This window comes from Bacillus sp. FSL E2-8887, from assembly GCF_038007205.1.
GTDB lineage: Bacteria > Bacillota > Bacilli > Bacillales > Bacillaceae_G > Bacillus_A > Bacillus_A mycoides.
In genome coordinates, this window is the sequence record NZ_JBBOWS010000001.1 from 285634 (window position 1) to 305088 (window position 19455).

The following is a 19455-nucleotide window of genomic DNA, read 5'->3' on the forward strand; positions in this document are numbered from 1 at the left end:
TATTTTTACAATATGCATATGATAGAGTAACCAACCATTCATACAAAAAAGCCAACACAATACAATATGTTGCAAAACGAAAATGTGTGCAACAATGCATTGTGTTTCTTTCTTATCAACGGCTGAATGTTTCTTTCTTATTATGTGAGTGGCAAAATTTTGTTTAGGATGCTCGGAGTATTGTATGAAAAACGCTATATATGTTTATGGGATGATTTTCGATGAACAGTTATTTTTCAAATATTCTAGTTACGCACACTAGAAAACAAAATTATAGATTGCTGTTCATAGGGGAAGACAATTACAGTAAGGAGGGAAAGGAATGAGCGAAGAAAACCAACCAAATTACACGATTTCACAGGAAAACTGGTCCCTCCATCGCAAAGGATATGACGACCAACAACGCCATCAAGAAAAAGTGCAGGAGGCAATCAAAAATAATTTACCAGACCTTGTAACAGAAGAAAGTATAGTTATGTCTAATGGCAAGGATGTTGTGAAAATACCGATTCGTTCTTTAGATGAATATAAGATTAGATACAATTATGATAAAAACAAACACGTTGGGCAAGGAAACGGTGACAGCAAAGTTGGTGATGTTGTTGCAAGAGATGGATCAGGTGGTCAAAAGCAGAAGGGACCAGGAAAAGGGCAAGGGGCAGGAGATGCAGCTGGAGAAGATTATTATGAAGCAGAAGTCTCAATTTTAGAATTGGAGCAAGCGTTTTTCAAAGAGTTAGAGCTGCCTAATTTAAAGAGAAAAGAAATAGATGAAAACCGGATTGAACATATTGAATTTAATGATATTAGAAAAACAGGATTATGGGGAAATATTGATAAGAAACGGACGATGATATCTGCATATAAACGAAATGCAATGCGTGGTAAAGCATCTTTCCATCCAATTCACCAAGAAGATTTAAAGTTCCGTACTTGGAATGAAGTGTTAAAGCCAGATTCAAAAGCTGTTGTATTAGCGATGATGGATACGAGTGGATCGATGGGGATATGGGAGAAGTATATGGCACGTAGCTTCTTTTTCTGGATGACAAGATTTTTACGCACAAAGTATGAAACCGTAGACATTGAGTTTATTGCTCACCATACGGAAGCGAAGGTCGTCACAGAAGAAGAGTTTTTCTCAAAAGGGGAAAGTGGCGGAACGATCTGTTCTTCCGTATACAAAAAAGCACTTGAGTTAATCGATAATAAATATTCACCAGACCGTTATAATATTTATCCATTCCATTTTTCAGACGGTGATAATTTAACTTCGGATAATGCTAGATGCGTAAAGCTTGTGGAAGAGTTGATGAAGAAGTGTAATATGTTTGGGTATGGGGAAGTGAATCAGTACAACCGCCACAGTACGCTTATGTCAGCATATAAAAATATTAAAGACGAGAATTTCAGATATTATATTTTAAAGCAAAAAGCAGATGTATTTCATGCGATGAAGAGCTTTTTTAAAGAAGAATCAGGAGAAAAAATGGCATAACCCCTTGTAAAGGGGTTATTTTTTTGTAAACTTTTTATTTTTTTAGTTGACAATGATAATGAAAATCATTATCATTTATTCGAGAAATGATTACATTTCGATTTATATATTTTGGAGGAGATGTAAAGTTGAAAAAAACTAAAAGAAAACATATAAATGCGATGATTATCGCTGCGGCGTTATCGCTTCCATTTGCTACGTATTCAACGCCTGCTTTAGCAGCTGTAGCAATTGAGGCGAACAAAACTGGACATGCTTTAGAAGATGGTACATATGATGCTGTTATTAAAGCGTATAAAGATAAAACGAATGAAGAGTCTATGGCAGCTGTTTATATAAAAGATCCTAAATTAACTATTGAGAATGGGAAGAAAATTGTAACGGCAACGTTAAGTGATAGTGATTTCTTCGAATACTTGAAAACAGAGGATATTGATACTCCTGGTGTATTCCATGATGTAAAAGTCATATCAGAGGATAAAAAGAAAAATGGGACGAAGGTTATTCAATTTGAAGTTGGAGAATTAGGAAAAAGATATAATATGCAAATGCATATTTATATTCCGACAATGGCCTATGATAATAAGTACCAGGTGCAGTTTGAAGTAAATGCGTTAAATCTAGAAAACAATGTTTCAGAAGAACAAAAGGAAAATAAAGAGGATAAAGTGGATCAACAAGATGAAAGTGCAAATGTAATAGTTGATAAGAAATTACAACAGCATATTAATAAAAATAATTTAGAGAGAAAAAATATAAATGAACCTATAACGAAGGAAGATTTATTACAAATTAAAACATTATCCATATACTCAGGTGAGGGGATAAATGAAATAGCTGGTTTAGAATATATGACAAACTTAGAGAAGTTGACATTAAGAGAGTCTAATGTAACAGACATATCTGTTATCTCGGGATTGAGACATTTGAAATATTTAGATTTATCCTCTAATCCAATTGAAAGCATTCAACCCGTTTCTAAGCTAGAGAATCTTGACATGCTCTTTTTAAGAGATAACAAAATTGCAGATCTTACACCGTTAAGTCAAATGAAAAAGATTAAAATATTAGATTTAATTGGTAATAATATAAAGGATCTTACACCATTATTTACAGTGTTATCGTTAGAAGAAGTATACTTAGCAAATAATCAAATTAGTAATCTTTCGGGTATTGAGAAGTTAAAGAATGTGAATCTATTATGGATAGGAAATAATAAAATTAGTGATGTTGAGCCTATTAGTAAAATGAGTAATCTTATTGAACTAGAAATTGCTGATAGTGAAATAAAAGATATATCATCATTATCTAAATTAGTAAAAATACAAGTATTGAATTTAGAAGAGAATTATATCTCTGATATATCGCCACTGAGTAATTTAACAAATTTACATGAGATAAATCTTGGAGCGAATGAAATTTCTGACATAAAGTCTGTTGAGGAATTGGGTAAGCGAACTTCAATAGATATTCAAAGACAAAAAATCTTTTTAGATGAAGCAAGCGTAGATGAAGAAATAAAAATTCCAGTATACAATTTTAAAGGAGAGCCACTTCAAAATATTAAATTGAAAAGTGAGGGGGCTACGCTGAATAACGGGTTTATAAAATGGAATAGTCCTGGAGAAAAAATATATGAATTTAAACTAGATACGAATTCTGCTGAAAGTAAAATAAGATTTAATGGGACGGTTATACAAAGTATAGTTGAAAAACAAACAGAAAATAAAAATGTAATTCTTGATAAAAATTTACAACAACATATTAATAAAAAGAATTTTGGTAGAGAGAATCTAAATGCCCCTATAACAAAAGAAGATTTATTACAGATTAAAACATTAGAGATACTTAAAGAAAAAGGAAAAGAGATAAAAGATCTAACTGGTTTAGAATACATGACGAACTTAGAAAACCTCACTTTAGAAGGAGTAGGGTTGAAAAATATTGAGTTCATTTCAAACTTGAAACAATTGAAAGACGTGAATGTATCTCATAATAAAATTGAAGATATAACGCCGTTATCTTCACTGGAAAATTTACAGTGGTTAAACCTTGCGGATAATCATATTAAAGATGTATCAGTTCTTGGTTCAATGTTAGACCTACTCAGTTTAAAATTAGCTGGAAATGAGATTCGTGATGTAAGGCCGTTAATACAATTAGGTCAATGGTTTTCAATTGATGCCGGAAGACAAAAAATCATTTTAAATGAAGCGAAAGTAAATGAAGAAATTCAAGTTCCGGTATATGACTTAGAAGGAGAAACTATTGAGAATATTAAACTAACAAGTGAGGGTGGAACGTTTAATAACGGAGTAATGAAATGGAGTACTCCAGGTGAAAAGGTATATAAATTTGATTTAGATTCGGATGAAACTAGTATAAGCTTTAACGGAACAGTTATCCAGAATATAGTTGAAAAAGAAGAAGTGACAGAACCAACAAAAGAAGTTGAAGAAATAAAAGAAGAAGTAAAAGAGCCGATAAAAGAAGTTGAAGAAACAAAAGAAGAAGTAAAAGAGCCGGTAAAAGAAATTGAAGAAACAAAAGAAGAAGTAAAAGAGCCGGCGAAAGAAGTTGCAGGTACAAAAGAAGAAGTGAAAGAACCGGCGAAAGAAGTTGCAGGTACAAAAGAACAGGTAAAAGAATCAGCAACTGGATTGGATCAAGAGCCGAAAGGGAATAATCAAGTTGGTCCAGTAAAAGTGGTAGGACAAGAGAGTGCGAAAGAAAAAGATTCAAATAAACAACATGCTAATAAGCAAGAGGAAAATCAGAAGTCTTTAGCAGCAACTGGTGGTCAAGCTAACACACCGACCTTACTTTCTGGATTAGCACTTGTTCTTTCAGCATTAAGTATGTTTGTATTTAGAAAGAGATTATTTAAGAAATAAATAACGTTTTATCTTATTATTATATAAAATGATTATATAAGTTTTTGAGAAGCCCTTATTATAGCAATTTCATGTTGAAATATGCTTATGATAAGGGCTTTTTGAATAGGGGAAGGATATTAATACGAGGATGTTTCGATTGCTTAAATAATGGAGCAACTGTAGTGGAAACTGTAAGTCCCTTTCGTTCACTATATGTTCAAAATGTATGAAGAAATAATATGAAATATTGCATTTTATATCATTTCATCCAGATAATATGTTAATTTCTTGAATGGAATATATAAATAGGGGGCAATAATATGAACAAGCAATCAAAGATCAATAAAGTGTTGCTTAGTATTAGTACAATGGCGCTATCGCTCGGAGCAATTCAAACGAATGTATCAGCAGAAGAAAAGGTACCGTATAATGTATTGCATTCGAAACCAGTTGGAATTGAAAAACCAGTAGATGAGATCGGACACGCTTCTAAAGCCGAGGAAACATTATCATTTCAAGAACGTTTAAAAGTAGGAGATTTTTCACAGCGACCAGCATCTATTACGAAGAACTCGGCAGTAAAGCAAGCTAAAGAAAGCTATTCAATGGCTGATTTAAACAAAATGAATGATCAAGAATTAATTGAAACGTTAGGCAGTATTAAGTGGCACCAAATTACAGACTTATTCCAGTTTAATGAAGATGCAAAAGCCTTTTATAAAGATAACGGAAAAATGCAAGTAATTATAGACGAATTAGCTCATAGAGGTAGTACATTTACGAAAGATGATTCAAAAGGAATTCAAACGTTTACTGAAGTGTTACGTTCAGCTTTTTATCTTGCATTTTATAATAATGAATTAAGCGACTTAAATGAAAGAAGCTTCCAGGACAAATGTTTACCAGCGTTAAAAGCTATTGCGAAAAATCCCAACTTTAAGCTTGGAACAAATGAGCAAGATACAGTCGTATCTGCATACGGAAAATTAATTAGTAATGCATCAAGTGATGTTGAAACGGTGCAATACGCATCGAATATTTTAAAACAATATAATGATAATTTTAATGCATATGTAGACGATCGTATGAAAGGACAAGCTGTATACGATATGATGCAAGGCATTGATTATGATATACAGTCTTACTTAAATGAGGCTCGTAAAGAAGCGAATGAAACGATGTGGTATGGAAAAGTAGATGGGTTTATTAATGAAATAAATCGTATTGCTCTTCTAAATGAAGTAACGCCAGAAAATAAATGGCTCGTTAATAATGGAATTTATTTTGCTAGTCGTTTAGGTAAGTTTCATAGTAATCCAAATAAAGGATTAGAGGTTGTTACACAGGCAATGCATATGTACCCGCGTTTAAGTGAGCCGTATTTTGTTGCAGTAGAACAAATTACAACAAACTATAATGGGAAAGATTATAGCGGGAATACGGTAGATTTAGAGAAGATACGTAAAGAAGGAAAAGAGCAATACTTACCAAAAACGTATACATTCGATGATGGATCTATTGTATTTAAAACTGGGGATAAAGTGTCAGAAGAAAAAATCAAGAGATTATATTGGGCTGCGAAGGAAGTAAAAGCGCAATATCACCGTGTGATCGGAAATGACAAAGCTTTAGAACAAGGTAATGCAGACGACGTATTAACGATAGTAATCTATAATACTCCAGACGAATACCAGTTAAATAGACAATTGTATGGATATGAAACAAACAACGGTGGAATTTATATTGAAGAGACAGGGACATTCTTTACATATGAGCGTACGCCAGAGCAAAGTATTTATAGTTTAGAAGAGTTATTCCGTCATGAGTTTACTCATTATCTTCAAGGGAGATATGAAGTTCCCGGTTTATTTGGAAGAGGAGATATGTATCAAAATGAAAGATTAACTTGGTTCCAAGAAGGGAATGCAGAATTTTTCGCAGGATCTACTCGTACAAATAACGTTGTACCAAGAAAGAGCATCATTAGTGGATTATCATCTGATCCTGCAAGCCGTTATACAGCAGAGCGTACACTATTTGCTAAATATGGTTCTTGGGATTTCTATAACTACTCGTTCGCATTGCAGTCTTACTTATATACTCATCAATTTGAAACGTTTGATAAAATTCAAGATTTAATTCGTGCGAATGATGTGGGAAATTATGATACGTATCGTGAGACTTTAAGTAAAGATTCTAAGTTAAATAAAGAGTATCAAGAGTATATGCAGCAGTTAATTGATAATCAAGATAAGTACAATGTGCCGGAAGTAGCAGATGATTATTTAGCTGAACATGCATCAAAAGCACTAACAGAAGTGAAGAAAGAAATTAGTGAAACGTTGTCTATGAAAGATACAAAAATGACAAAGCATACATCTCAATTCTTTAATACATTTACATTAGAAGGCACGTTTACAGGTAGTGTAACAAAAGGTGAGTCAGAAGACTGGAAAGCAATGAGTAAAAGAGTAAATGAGGCTTTAGAACAATTGACGCAAAAAGAATGGAGTGGCTACAAAACGGTTACAGCATATTTCGTCAATTACCGTGTGAATAGCTCTAATCAATTTGAATATGATGTAGTCTTCCACGGTATCGCAAAAGATGACGGAGAAAATAAAGCTCCGACGGTTAATGTAAACGGACCTTATAACGGGCTTGTAAAAGAAGGAATTCAATTCAAAAGTGATGGGTCAAACGATGAAGATGGAAAAATCGTTTCTTATTTATGGGACTTCGGGGATGGAAGTACAAGTACAGAAGTTAATCCAGTACATGCATATGAAAGAGAAGGAACTTATAAAGTAGCGTTAAGAGTAAAAGATGATAAAGGTAAAGAGAGCAGAAATGAAACAACTGTTACGATTAAAGATGGGAGTTTAACAGAATCTGAACCAAATAATCGTTCAGAGGAAGCAAATCGTATTGGGTTAAACACTACTATAAAAGGTAGCCTTATCGGTGGGGATCATACCGATGTTTATACATTTAATGTCGCATCAGCGAAAGATATCGATATTTCTGTTTTAAATGAGTATGGAATCGGGATGACATGGGTACTTCACCATGAATCAGATATGCAAAATTACGCAGCTTATGGTCAAGCTAATGGAAATCATATAGAAGCAAAATTTAATGCAAAACCAGGTAAGTATTACTTGTATGTATATAAATATGATAATGGCGATGGATCGTACGCATTATCAGTAAAATAAGTGCTTTTCCAATGTATGTTTAACTTTACTTTTTGTGGAAAATAGTATATTATATAGATATACAATATATCGGTTATTTACTAGGAGGAGCCTGTCACAATAGGTTTCTCCTGTTCTTTTTTAGAGGCCTGTCTTACAGGCTTTTCTTTAAAGGATAAATAACTGAAAATTAAGAACGATAATCTTTGAAAGAGGTGGGGCATACATATAACAAAAAAAGGGATTGTTTAAGAAAGGGGGATAAGAAATGGTGTTGTTTGGTTATCCGCTTGAAACAATTTATTTATATGGATTTATTATTGCTACTATACTCACTGTTATTTATATTTTCTTTGGAGATATATTTGAATCAATATTTAGTTTTGGGGGCGGATCTGTATCCGTTGTAACTTTATTACTTAGTTTTTTTGCAATGTTATGTGGATTTAGTTATATAGGAGAATATTTATTTTCCTTTAATAGCATTATTATTTTTGGTGGCTCATTTGCTATATCCTTTATCGGTGTTTTCATAATGAAAATATTAATTTTAAAACCGATTGCAGAGGCAGAGCAAAATACAATGCACCGCATGGATGAATTTATTGGACGAAAAGGAGAAGTAATTATATCGATTCCGAAAGAAGGATTTGGAGAAGTATTAATCTCATCCCAATTTGGAAGTAATGCAATACCAGCGAAAACAATTGGGAAAAAAGATATTTCACAAGGAACCGAGGTCATTATTGAAGGAGTTCAAGATGGTGTTTTGCTTGTACAAAACATCGCTTATTCTTTAAAGAAACCAAAATTATAAGGGGGAATTTACATGACGATTCCATTAATTATCGGTGGAGTTTTACTCGCAATTTTACTTCTACTCATTTTAGTATTCATTACGAAGTATCGTACAGTTGGTCCAGATGAAGCATTAATTGTAACAGGGAACTGGCTTGGTGGTGGAAAGAATGTTGTTATCACTGATGATGGAAAGAAGATTAAGATTATCCGCGGTGGCGGTACTTTCGTTGTTCCAATTATGCAACGAGCAGAACTTCTTAGCTTATTAAACTACAAATTAGAAGTTGGAACACGTGATACGTATACGAAACAAGGTGTACCAATTACAGTAAACGGTGTTTCTATTATTAAAGTAGGATCGACAATTGAAGAAGTTTCTACAGCAGCTGAACAATATTTAGGAAAAGAAACGGAAGAGTTAAAAGTAGAAGCAAAAGAAGTTTTAGAAGGGCATCTACGTGCTATTTTATCTTCCATGACCGTAGAAGATGCTTATAGTAATAGAGAGCAATTCGCACAAAAGGTGCATGAAGTGGCTTCTACTGATTTGAAGAAGATGGGACTTCGCATCGTTTCCTTTACAATTAAAGAAATAATGGATAAAAACGGCTACTTAGATGCACTTGGTCAGCCGCAAATTGCAATGGTTAAGCGTGATGCAACAGTTGCAAATGCAGAGCGTGAAAAAGAAGCGCGAATTGAAAAAGCTCGTGCTGAGAAAGAAGCAAAAGAAGCAGAATATCAACGTGATGCACAAATTGCTGAAGCTGAAAAGCATAAGGAATTAAAAGTACAATCTTATAAGAGAGACCAAGAACAAGCTCGCGCAGATGCAGATCTTTCTTATGAATTACAACAAGCGAAAGCGCAACAAGGTGTTACAGAAGAGCAAATGCGAGTTAAAATCATTGAGCGTGAAAAGCAAATTGAGTTAGAAGAAAAAGAGATTGCGCGTCGTGAAAAGCAATACGATGCAGAAGTAAAGAAAAAGGCAGATGCAGATCGCTATGCTGTTGAACAATCAGCCGAAGCGGAAAAAGTAAAACAAATGAAAAAAGCAGATGCGGATCAATATAAAATTGAAGCAGAAGCAAGAGCACGTGCAGAAGAAGTACGTGTAGAAGGTTTAGCAAAAGCAGAAATTGAAAAAGCGCAAGGTCAAGCGAAAGCGGAAGTACAAAAAGCGCAAGGTACAGCGGAAGCAGATGTTATTAGGTTAAAAGGTTTAGCAGAAGCAGAAGCGAAACAAAAAATTGCAGAAGCATTTGAATTATATGGACAAGCCGCGATTATGGATATGGTTCTTAAAATGCTTCCGAGTTATGCGAAAGAAATTGCGAGTCCGCTTAGCAACATTGATAAAATTACAGTCGTTGATACAGGCGGTGGTGGTAAGAATAGCGGTGCCGGGAAGGTTGCAGGCTATGCGACTGATTTAATGGCAACAATGCAAGAAACGTTAAAAGCTTCTTCTGGTATTGATTTAAAAGAATTACTAGAAGGATTCGCTGGAAAAGGTGCCGTGCAACAACTATCAAATGATAAACCTGTAGTATCAGTAGTAGAAGATGAGAAGAAAGAAATAAACAAAGATAAAGAATAGCAAGATGAAAAGAACCTCTAGTAAATGGGATACTAGAGGTTCTTTCGTGAAATGTAATATTTCGAATAATGTACATTTTTATATATTGTTTTAATTATTTAAATTCTATAGAATGAAAAAGGTATGTAACAATACTTTAAATGTAGAGAAAGATGAGGGAAAAGAGAAAGAGGCTCTCATCAATACATTTAAATCGTATAATTTGTATAAAGAGATTAAATGTAAAATAATTGCATTTAAAACGGTATGGAGGGGTAGGAATATGTTTCAAGGAAAATTAAGGAGTAGAAGCTTAAAAACAAAGTTACTTGTATCATTTATTATTATTTTAATTGCACCAAGTATTGTAATTGGTTGGACGTCTTATCAGCAGGCGAAGACAAATTTTAATGAAACAATTTTGCAATCAGCAAAAGATAACGTGAAGGTTTTAAATAATGTAATTAATAAAGAGTTAGATAGTAAGAAAGTAGACGCAGCATATTTTACAAAATTATTCACTGGAGCGAGCTATCAAGCAGATCAGCTTCAAAACGTGCAAAATAAATTAGAAGAATATAATAAATTACATCCAGAAATGGAAGCAATCTATACTGGATCTAGTAATGGACAATTTATTCAATCACCGGTACTTCAAATGCCAGAAGGGTATAATCCTACAGAAAGAGATTGGTATAAAGAGGCAGTGAAAAAAAGTGGTGAAGTAATTATCACAGCTCCATATAAATCAAAAACGACAGGAAATATTGTTGTTACAATAGCAAAACAAAATGAAGATAAAAGTGGCGTTCTCGGTATTGATTTAATTATTAATGATATTGTAAATACTTCAAAAATGGTTAATATCGGTAAAGAAGGGTATGTTGCAATTTTTGATCAAGATAAAAATGTAGTAGCACATCCAGCGTTAAAGCCGGGGGAGAAGGTAGAAGAGAAACTTGAAAAAGAGCTGTACAAGCAGGAAATAGGTGATTTTAAATTCTCATTAGATGGTGAGGATCGTAATATTACCTTTAAAACAAATAAGCAAACTGGATGGAAAATAGCAGGAATTATGCCTTCAAAAGAAATAATTGAAGCGGCTGAACCTATTTTCTATAAAACATTAACTGTTATTGGTATCTCGTTAATAATTGGTGGAATTATAATTTACTTCATAATCGCTTCTATTATTAAACCGTTAAAGCAACTTGTTATATCAGCGAGGAAAATTAGCGAAGGTGACTTAACGGAATCAATTGCTGTTCGTTCGAGGGATGAAATTGGACAGTTAGGTGAAAGTTTTAATGAGATGGCGGCATCATTACATGATGTAATTTCAAATATTAATACTTCAGCTGGTCATGTAGCAGCTTCTTCGGAAGAATTAACGGCTAGTATGAAGCAAGCAAGTGAAGCGACGGAACAAATTACAAGGGCGATGGAACAAGTATCGAGTGGGGCAGAAATACAAACGCGGGAAGTTGAAGAAGGAGCGACTCTGTTAGAAGAAGTTACAGAAGGAATTCAGCGTGTTGCGGATAGCTCTTCATTAGTATCCACAGCCTCTATGTATACGAAGCAAAAAGCTGAAGATGGTGGAAAGTTAGTTGAACAAACTGTGAATCAAATGCAATTAATTCATGAGTCTGTGTCACAGTCAGACGAAGTCATTTCTTTATTAGATGATAAGTCGAAGCAAATTGGAGCTATTCTAGAAGTGATTCAACATATTGCACAGCAGACAAACTTATTAGCATTAAATGCTGCAATTGAGGCTGCAAGAGCTGGAGAGCAAGGAAGAGGTTTTGCAATTGTAGCAGATGAAGTACGTAAACTAGCGGAACAATCGGGACAGTCTTCTACGGAAATTGGAAAGTTAGTGAAAGAGATACAATTTGATATAAAAGAAACTGTAAGTTCTATGAATCAAGTTGGGACAGAGGTACAATCAGGGCTTGTAGTTGCAAATGAGGCGAAGCAAAGCTTTGTAGAAATATTGAAATCTACAAATGATACAGTTGTACAAATTGATAGTATGGTAGATGTAGCGAAGCGAATGACGATAGATACAAAACAAGTAAGTGCATCTATTAATGAAATTGCAGCAACGATTGAAGAAAATGCCGCAAGCGTTCAAAATATTGCTGGCTCCTCTGAAGAACAAGTAGCTTCAGTAGAAGAAATAAATTCAGCAGCAGTTCACTTATCGCGAATGGCTGAAGAATTACAAGAGATGATTGGTAAATTTAAAGTGTAATAACAAGCATTAAGAAACGAGGTAGTAATTTTACTTCGTTTCTTTTTTTATCCCGCTATTTGTGGGCAGTAAAACTCCCACCTCATAATTCGGCTGGAGCAAAGAAGTTAGGTGGGAGTCGGGCGGCCCGTAGATGCCCGATTGGTGAAGGCTAATAATCAGTGAGGGATGAACAAAACCCCCACTGATTAAAGTTTCACTTTATGAAGATAAAGATAAAGAAATATATAGTAACCGTGTTATGATAAAAGGTGATAATTAAAAAAACTGTATTTTCTTTAAATTCTATCTTTAGCCATGTTAGGGGAATGATTTTGAAATTGAAGAAATTGAAACTGCAACCGAGAATTACATTAACTATTAGTACACTTATTCTTGTTGTACTGCTGTTAACGAGTTATTTATTTTACTACATATTATCTGAAACAGTAGAAGACCAAATCGGAAAAAGAGCGCTGTATGTTGCGAAAACAGTTGCTGCTATACCTGAAATCGGGGAAGCTTTTCAAAAAGAAAATCCAGCTTCTATTATTCAGCCAATTGCAGAAAAAATTCGAATCGAAACAGATGCTGATTTTATTGTAGTTGGAAATAAAGATGGTATTCGTTATGCGCATCCTAAGCGAGATAAAATAGGAGAGAGAATGGTTGGCGGAGATAATGAAGGGGTTCTATTAGAAGGGGAATCTTATGTTTCGAAAGCAACGGGATCATTAGGACCTTCACTACGCGGAAAAGTCCCAATTCGTAATCAGGATAATGAAATTATTGGTGTAGTATCTGTTGGTTTTTCCATGGATGATATTCATGGAGCGATAGAAGTGTATGGAAAGCGTGTGTTCTGGATTACAATAACAGGTCTGTTAATTGGGATAATTGGCTCTGTATATTTAGCTAAAAGTATTAAGCGGATGATGTTTGGAATGGAGCCAGAAGAAATTTCATCTTTATACGAGGAGCATAGTACAGTTATTCAATCTGTACGTGAAGGAATTGTAGTAATCGATAAAAATGGTATGGTTAGTTTAGTAAATCAAGCGGCATACGATATCCTTTCTTTAGATAAACAACAAAATATAATAGGGAAATTTATTTTAGATGTTATTCCTAATTCATCGATACTGGATGTACTTCAAACCGGAGAAGAACAATTTGATCGCCAATTAAATATAAAGGGGCAGGATGTTATTGCTAATCGTCTACCTATTAAAGTTAATCATAAAGTAACTGGTGTAGTATCCAGCTTGCGCTTGAAATCTGAGATGGATCAATTAACAGCGGAATTATCTCAAACACGGCAATATACAGAGGCACTGCGGGCACAAACGCATGAATATAACAATTTATTGTATACGCTTTCGGGTCTTATCCAATTAGAGTCGTATGAAGATGCTTTAGAGCTTATTCATAAGGAAACAGCAGTATATCAAGAGTTCGTTCAATTTATTATGAAACGAATTCAAAATCCATGGTTAGGTGGGATTTTAATTGGATTTTATAATAGGGCGCGAGAGTTGAAGATTGATTTTATGTTAGATCGGGAAAGTAGTTTAGAAGAGTTAAGTCCGCATATTGAGAGTAATTACGTTGTTTCTATTTTAGGGAATTTGATTACGAATGCATTTGAAGCAATTGAAAGAAATCAAGATCATGATAAGAAAGTAAGAATGTTTGTAACAGACATTGGGGAAGAAATATTAATTGAAGTAGAAGATTCAGGACAAGGTGTTCATGATGAAATAATTACAAGTATATTCTATAAAGGTTTTTCGACGAAAGTGGGCGAAAAACGTGGATATGGATTAGCGAAAGTGAAAGAGTTAGTGGAAGACTTAAATGGAAGTATTGCGATTGAAAAAGGGGATTTAGGTGGTGCTTTATTTATCATTGCATTACCGAAAGAGAGAGGCGAATTGTAATGAATGAGGGGATTGAAGTATTGATTGTAGAAGATGATATTCGGATTGCGGAAATTCATCGTCGTTTTACTGAAAAAATTGAAGGGTTTAAAGTAATTGGAACAGCAACGACTGGGGAACAGGCGAAAGAATGGTTAGAGTTTGTAAAGCCACAACTCGTTTTATTAGATGTATATTTACCTGACATGCAAGGGACTGAACTCGTCACATATATTAGGCATAATTTGCATGATACAGATATTATTATGATTACAGCCGCATCAGAGACGGATGTAGTGTGGCATGCTTTACGAGGCGGAGTAACAGATTATATTGTAAAGCCACTTACATTTGATCGGTTTAAAACAAGTTTAGAAAGTTATCAAAAGAAGATTACGAAGTTAAAGAAAAATATTCAATTATCTTCAGAACAGATTGAACATCTATGGTCCCAAAGAGGGGTGCAGGCAAATCAAATAGAATATGCGCCAAAAGGAATCGACCCTTTAACGTTAGCAAAAATAAAAAAGCATATGCTAACTATTAATGAAGAGGGAATTACTGCAGAGATACTAAGTTCAATGGTAGGTGTAAGCCGATCAACTGCTAGGCGCTATTTAGAGTATTTGATCTCTGGAAAGAAAGTGCATGCGGAGCTTATATATGGAAGTGTGGGAAGGCCAGAAAGAAGGTATTTCCGCGTTTCTTCATAGGGGATTTTTACAACAATAAAAACAGTAGAGGATTACTACATTTCCTCTACTGTTTTTTCCAGTTTCATCTTATATTGGAATAATTCCAATTACAATTCCAGTAATCAACATAACCATTGTCGTTCCAACAGCCCAAAGTAAAGTGAATCGTTGGTGTTCACCAAAATCAACCTTGGCCATTCCGACTAATAAATAAGTGGAAGCCACGAGGGGACTCAGTAAGTGAACAGGTTGACCGAGTAACGAAGCACGTCCCATTTCTGCTGCACTAATTCCGTAAGCGGCAGCAGCTTTCGTTAAAATAGGTAATACACCGAAGTAAAAGGCATCATTAGACATGAAAAATGTGAACGGCATACTTAGTAAAGCTGTAATAATTGGAAGTTGGGGGCCAAGTGCATCTGGTATAAGAGTAACAACACTTTGAGCCATTGCATCTACCATTTTTGTTCCAGATAGAATACCTGTGAAAATTCCAGCAGCAAAGACGAGAGAAACAACCGCTAATACGTTTCCAGCGTGAGACGCAATACGCTCTTTTTGCTGTTCTAAGTTTGGATAGTTAATCATAACAGCAATAGCAAAAGCGACTGTAAATAAAACAGGTAACGGCATAATCTCTAGTATGAGACAAACGAGGAGGGAAGCAGTTAATAAAAAGTTAATCCATAGCAGTTTCGGGCGTTTATGCACGGCAGCTTCGACTGTCGCAGCTTGCTCATCCATTGTTTGCATGTGTTTTAAATATTGGACATCCATAATTCCTAAACGTTTTCTTTCTTTTTTTCCAAGATAGTAGGCAACGAAAACTACCCAAATTGCACCAGCAATCATTCCTGGTATAAGTGGTGTGAAGAGCTCTGATGCATCAAGTCCAAGAGCACTCATAACCCGAGCAGTTGGTCCACCCCAAGGTGTAAGATTTGTAACACCTGCCCCTAACATAACAACCCCAGCTAATATAAGTGGATTCATTCCAAGACGTTTATATAGTGGATACATTGCGGAAACTGTAATCATATATGTTGTTGTTCCGTCACCATCTAATGAAACGATAATAGTAAGAATAGCTGTACCAACAACAATTTTTAAAGGATCACCTTTTACAAATTTTAAAATTTTACTAATAACAGGATCGAATAAACCGCTATCAATCATAATTCCGAAATATAAAATGGCGAACATAAGCATAATACCAGTAGGTGCTAGCTTTTGAATTCCTTCTAACATCATCGGGCCCATATTGGCATAAAAGCCACCAATTAATGCGAAAATAATTGGAACTAATATTAATGCTACTAAGGCTGACATACGTTTAGTCATAATCAAAAACATAAAGACGAATACCATTGCAAATCCAAGTAATGCTACCATGTAATCTCCCCCTCAAAAAATGATTGCGCTTTCAATATAAAAAGAAAATTCAGATAAAAGGTTTTTTATTTATAATAAAAGGTTCAATTCGAATGGTAAATAATTAAAGAAATAACATCATTAGAAACATAATCTTTATTTTGATCATTTTGTTCATGAGGTAATTTTGAATTTTTAAAAAGATAAATACCTTCGTACAAGAATGGTAGAATAAGGTGAAAACGAGAAGCGCGTGAAGTAGGGAGTAGATTTTGAATGGAAACAAGAATAGAAGAGATTTATAGTTCATGTAAAGGAAAAGTAGAGGAGATTTTTATTAATGAATCCTCTTACGTATATGAATGGGAGAAATTAATGATGATCCGAAAAAATGATGGTGAGCTTGAGAAAATCGGGATAGGGATCAGTGGAAATATAAGATTAGTAAATGTAGAAGTTGGACAGGAAATTGATACGGATACATTATTAGTTAAGCTGGAAGATGATTTATTAATTACTGGTTGTGAATGATGAGGGATGTGTAGAAGTAACTGCACATCTCTTTTTTGTTCCATATATTACAAAAAAAACATTGTTTTTTCACAAATCTCACACAACCTTCTGCTATTCTTTTCGTGGAGTATACGGTTTTTAGGGAGGAATATTAATGAGGGTAAAATATGTCGTACTTGTTATATGTGTATGTTTCATCTTTATGGCAGTAGGATGTGGAAAACAGGAAATAAAAGCTGTGGCAATTAATGAGAAACATGATAAATGTGATATTTGCCAAATCGGGGTAATGGATAATCAATTTGCAACAGAAATCATTTTAGAAAGTGGAAAAGCGTTAAAGTTTGATGATATCGGTTGTATGTATAAATGGATGGAGATCAATTCAGGTGAAAAGACGAAAGAAAAATTTGTTCGAGATTATGATTCGAAAGATTGGGTTTCGTTAGAAGATGCTACTTACGTATATGATAAAACAATAACGACACCGATGGCTTATAATGTCATTTCATTTAAAAATAAAAAAGATGCAGAGAGTTTTGTATCTAACTATAAGGGGAAAGTTCTTTCGTATAAAGAGCTATCAGAGCATAAATGGGAAATGAATAAAGAGATGATGGGGAAACCGAAAACAGGGAATCACGGTGGGCATCATTAATAATAGAAAAAGACAACTATATAGTTGTCTTTTTCTATTATTACTCAGGTGCAAATATAGAAAAGGTGTAAAAATTTTAGAAGAACGGTTACAATGGAATATAGTAACCTAAAGCAATCATTTATGTACTTTTTAGAAATATATACAAATGCGGTAAAAACGTGCTAAACTAATTGCTTCATAATGTTAATGATGAGGCCATCAGGCGTATCATTCCAATAGGTTGAGAAACATAGTATAAGTTTAAGATAATCCGATTAAAGAAGGAATCTAAAGGGCTTATGGATAAATGTACTCAAGAAGAGTTATTGTATGTGATGGAGGAATGGTTAAGAAAACATTATCTTTCATAGGAGCTGTAGTTGTGAGAAAACAAAAAATTTTATTATGTATGTTATTAGGACTTTTAATGACGGTAGTGGCTTGCGATAAGCAAGAGGAGCCAGAATCAAAACCGGTTCATGTGAAAAACGAAAAGAAAAAAGAAAAGCATAAAGAACAGGAAGAATCTAAAGAAGAAAAAAGTATAAATTTAATGGACAAACAGTTGCTACTTTCTGCGACGCTTGGAGACACAGAAACAGCTATGAAGCTGATCCAAGATGGAGCGAATATCAATGTAGAAGGTGACAACGGAGAAACGCCTGTCCTTGCAGCGACGTATCAAAATCATGTAGAGACAGTTAAAGCATTAATTGATGCGGGTGCTGATATTGAAATTCAAGACGAAAAACAAAGTAATCCATTTCTTTATGCAAGTAGAGAAGGATATACGGATATTGTAAAAGTATTAATTAATGCAGGAGTTAATACGAAGGAAACGACTAAGTCAGGTGGAACAGCACTTATTTCTGCATCTGAGCGTGGCCATGTAGAGGTTGTTAAAGAATTATTAGAGCATACAGATATTGATGTGAATTATAAGAATGAACGTGGTGGAACAGCTTTATTAGAAGCAATTGTATTAGGAAATGGTAGTGAAAGTCATAAGAAAGTAATTCAAATGCTTATTGACCACGGGGCAGATGTAAATATGGCCAATAAGGAAAATATTACGCCGCTGCAATATGCTGAAAAAAGAGGTTTTAAAGATATTGCGAATATGTTGAGGATAGCTGGAGCGAATGAAGTAGTACAGCCGCAACCACAACTGGCAGAATAACAAGCTGAAGAAATAAAAAGCACGAGATAATCCCATTTAGATAGACAGAATGAAGAAGTCATTTTAGTATGATGGATTCAGTAATGTGTATTTAAATGGGATTTTTGTTTTGAAAAAATGGATGGATGCTATATCGAGAAGGCTACAAATAGTAATTAAGGAGGGTATAAATGCGATTTTCAGAACTTGAGTTAATAGCAATTCAGGCAGAAGTTTTATTTGTTCATAATCAAGTAGGAAGAATAAAGTGTGTAAATGAAAATGGAAATCTGAAAGCACCACGTTTTTTTCTTAGCAGAACTCGTGAAGGGAATATAACGAGGTATCATTATAAACTGCATGGTGAAATGATAAGTAAGATTGAGAAATTAATTCGAGAATGCTCAAATCACATTGAGATAGCAAAGATCATTAAAGTATTAAATGAAGAGAGAACGGTGGAGAATATTTGGGTGGGTCCTGCTTTCATGTTCCCTAATAATTTACATAAGCCAACTAGAACAATACAAATAACAGAGAAGAATAAAGAGCTTTTGCGAGAAAAATTTTCTAATCTAATAGAACAGATGGAATGGAGGCGACCTTATTTTGCAATTGTAAAAAATGAAAAGGTAGTTTCTATATGTTGCAGTGCCAGAAGTACGCCCGTAGCTGCTGAGGCAAGTGTAGAAACTTTAGTGGAGTTTCAAGGGAATGGATATGGTGCTGATGTCGTTACAGCCTGGGCACTATCAATACAAGAGGAAAAGCGCATTCCGTTTTATAGTACTTCTTGGGATAACTTTGCTTCGCAAGCAGTGGCGAGAAAACTAAAACTCATTAACTATGGAATGAATTTACACATTGATTGAATTTTAAACATTGTTGTGTTCTGTTGGGGTTTATTCGTATATCTAGATTATTGTAAAAGTAATATGGTGAATATTAACATTCGATTAACATCT

At 34.3% G+C, this 19455-nt stretch carries 13 protein-coding genes and 1 pseudogene; 13 read left to right on the forward strand and 1 reads right to left on the reverse strand.

The window, feature by feature from the left end:
* The first annotated feature begins 322 nt into the window (after positions 1–322).
* The 9 genes and pseudogenes from yhbH (at position 323) to NSQ08_RS01355 (ending at position 14825) form a co-directional block, all read left to right on the forward strand.
* Positions 323–1498 (forward strand): sporulation protein YhbH, encoded by a 1176-nt coding sequence (gene yhbH, locus NSQ08_RS01320; RefSeq protein WP_061689356.1) that lies wholly within the window; start codon positions 323–325, stop codon positions 1496–1498.
* 128 nt (positions 1499–1626) lie between these two features.
* Positions 1627–4392, forward strand: a complete 2766-nt coding sequence (locus tag NSQ08_RS01325) for a leucine-rich repeat domain-containing protein (RefSeq protein ID WP_340770643.1) — start codon at positions 1627–1629, stop codon at positions 4390–4392.
* A 302-nt stretch (positions 4393–4694) separates the two neighbouring features.
* Positions 4695–7592, forward strand: coding sequence for a collagenase ColA (colA, locus tag NSQ08_RS01330; RefSeq protein ID WP_340770646.1), 2898 nt, complete (start codon positions 4695–4697; stop codon positions 7590–7592).
* A 247-nt stretch (positions 7593–7839) separates the two neighbouring features.
* Complete coding sequence (locus NSQ08_RS01335; protein ID WP_002091085.1) at positions 7840–8388, forward strand: NfeD family protein; 549 nt, start codon at positions 7840–7842, stop codon at positions 8386–8388.
* Positions 8389–8400: 12 nt separating this feature from the next.
* Positions 8401–9975 (forward strand): flotillin family protein, encoded by a 1575-nt coding sequence (locus NSQ08_RS01340; protein ID WP_002029662.1) that lies wholly within the window; start codon positions 8401–8403, stop codon positions 9973–9975.
* 262 nt (positions 9976–10237) lie between these two features.
* Positions 10238–11275, forward strand: a pseudogene (locus NSQ08_RS29845) (HAMP domain-containing protein); the annotation flags it as partial.
* 120 nt (positions 11276–11395) lie between these two features.
* Entirely contained in the window at positions 11396–12214 is an 819-nt protein-coding gene (locus NSQ08_RS29850; RefSeq protein WP_370671442.1) for a methyl-accepting chemotaxis protein, read from the forward strand.
* A gap of 308 nt (positions 12215–12522) precedes the next feature.
* Complete coding sequence (locus tag NSQ08_RS01350; protein ID WP_340770660.1) at positions 12523–14133, forward strand: sensor histidine kinase; 1611 nt, start codon at positions 12523–12525, stop codon at positions 14131–14133.
* On the forward strand, positions 14133–14825 hold the full coding sequence (locus NSQ08_RS01355) for a response regulator (protein ID WP_215587227.1): 693 nt from the start codon (positions 14133–14135) through the stop codon (positions 14823–14825). Before NSQ08_RS01350 ends, NSQ08_RS01355 begins: the two co-directional genes overlap by 1 nt.
* Positions 14826–14894: 69 nt before the next feature.
* Here NSQ08_RS01355 and NSQ08_RS01360 read toward each other — a convergent pair whose 3' ends face one another.
* Positions 14895–16199: a CitMHS family transporter gene (locus NSQ08_RS01360; protein ID WP_002140311.1), complete on the reverse strand. Its 1305-nt coding sequence runs from the start codon at positions 16197–16199 to the stop codon at positions 14895–14897.
* A 255-nt stretch (positions 16200–16454) separates the two neighbouring features.
* Here NSQ08_RS01360 and NSQ08_RS01365 point away from each other — a divergent pair, with 255 nt between their 5' ends.
* The 4 genes from NSQ08_RS01365 to NSQ08_RS01380 all read left to right on the forward strand — a co-directional run bounded on the left by NSQ08_RS01365 (position 16455) and on the right by NSQ08_RS01380 (position 19362).
* On the forward strand, positions 16455–16709 hold the full coding sequence (locus NSQ08_RS01365) for a hypothetical protein (protein ID WP_002029671.1): 255 nt from the start codon (positions 16455–16457) through the stop codon (positions 16707–16709).
* 136 nt (positions 16710–16845) lie between these two features.
* On the forward strand, positions 16846–17349 hold the full coding sequence (locus NSQ08_RS01370) for a nitrous oxide reductase accessory protein NosL (RefSeq protein ID WP_002140312.1): 504 nt from the start codon (positions 16846–16848) through the stop codon (positions 17347–17349).
* 289 nt (positions 17350–17638) lie between these two features.
* The gene (locus NSQ08_RS01375; RefSeq protein WP_002029673.1) at positions 17639–18511 is read left to right on the forward strand and encodes an ankyrin repeat domain-containing protein; all 873 of its coding nucleotides are present in this window, start codon (positions 17639–17641) and stop codon (positions 18509–18511) included.
* A 170-nt stretch (positions 18512–18681) separates the two neighbouring features.
* Positions 18682–19362 carry a GNAT family N-acetyltransferase gene (locus tag NSQ08_RS01380; protein ID WP_340770675.1) on the forward strand — a complete coding sequence of 227 codons (681 nt, stop codon included), beginning with the start codon at positions 18682–18684 and terminating at the stop codon, positions 19360–19362.
* Positions 19363–19455: the final 93 nt, after the last annotated feature.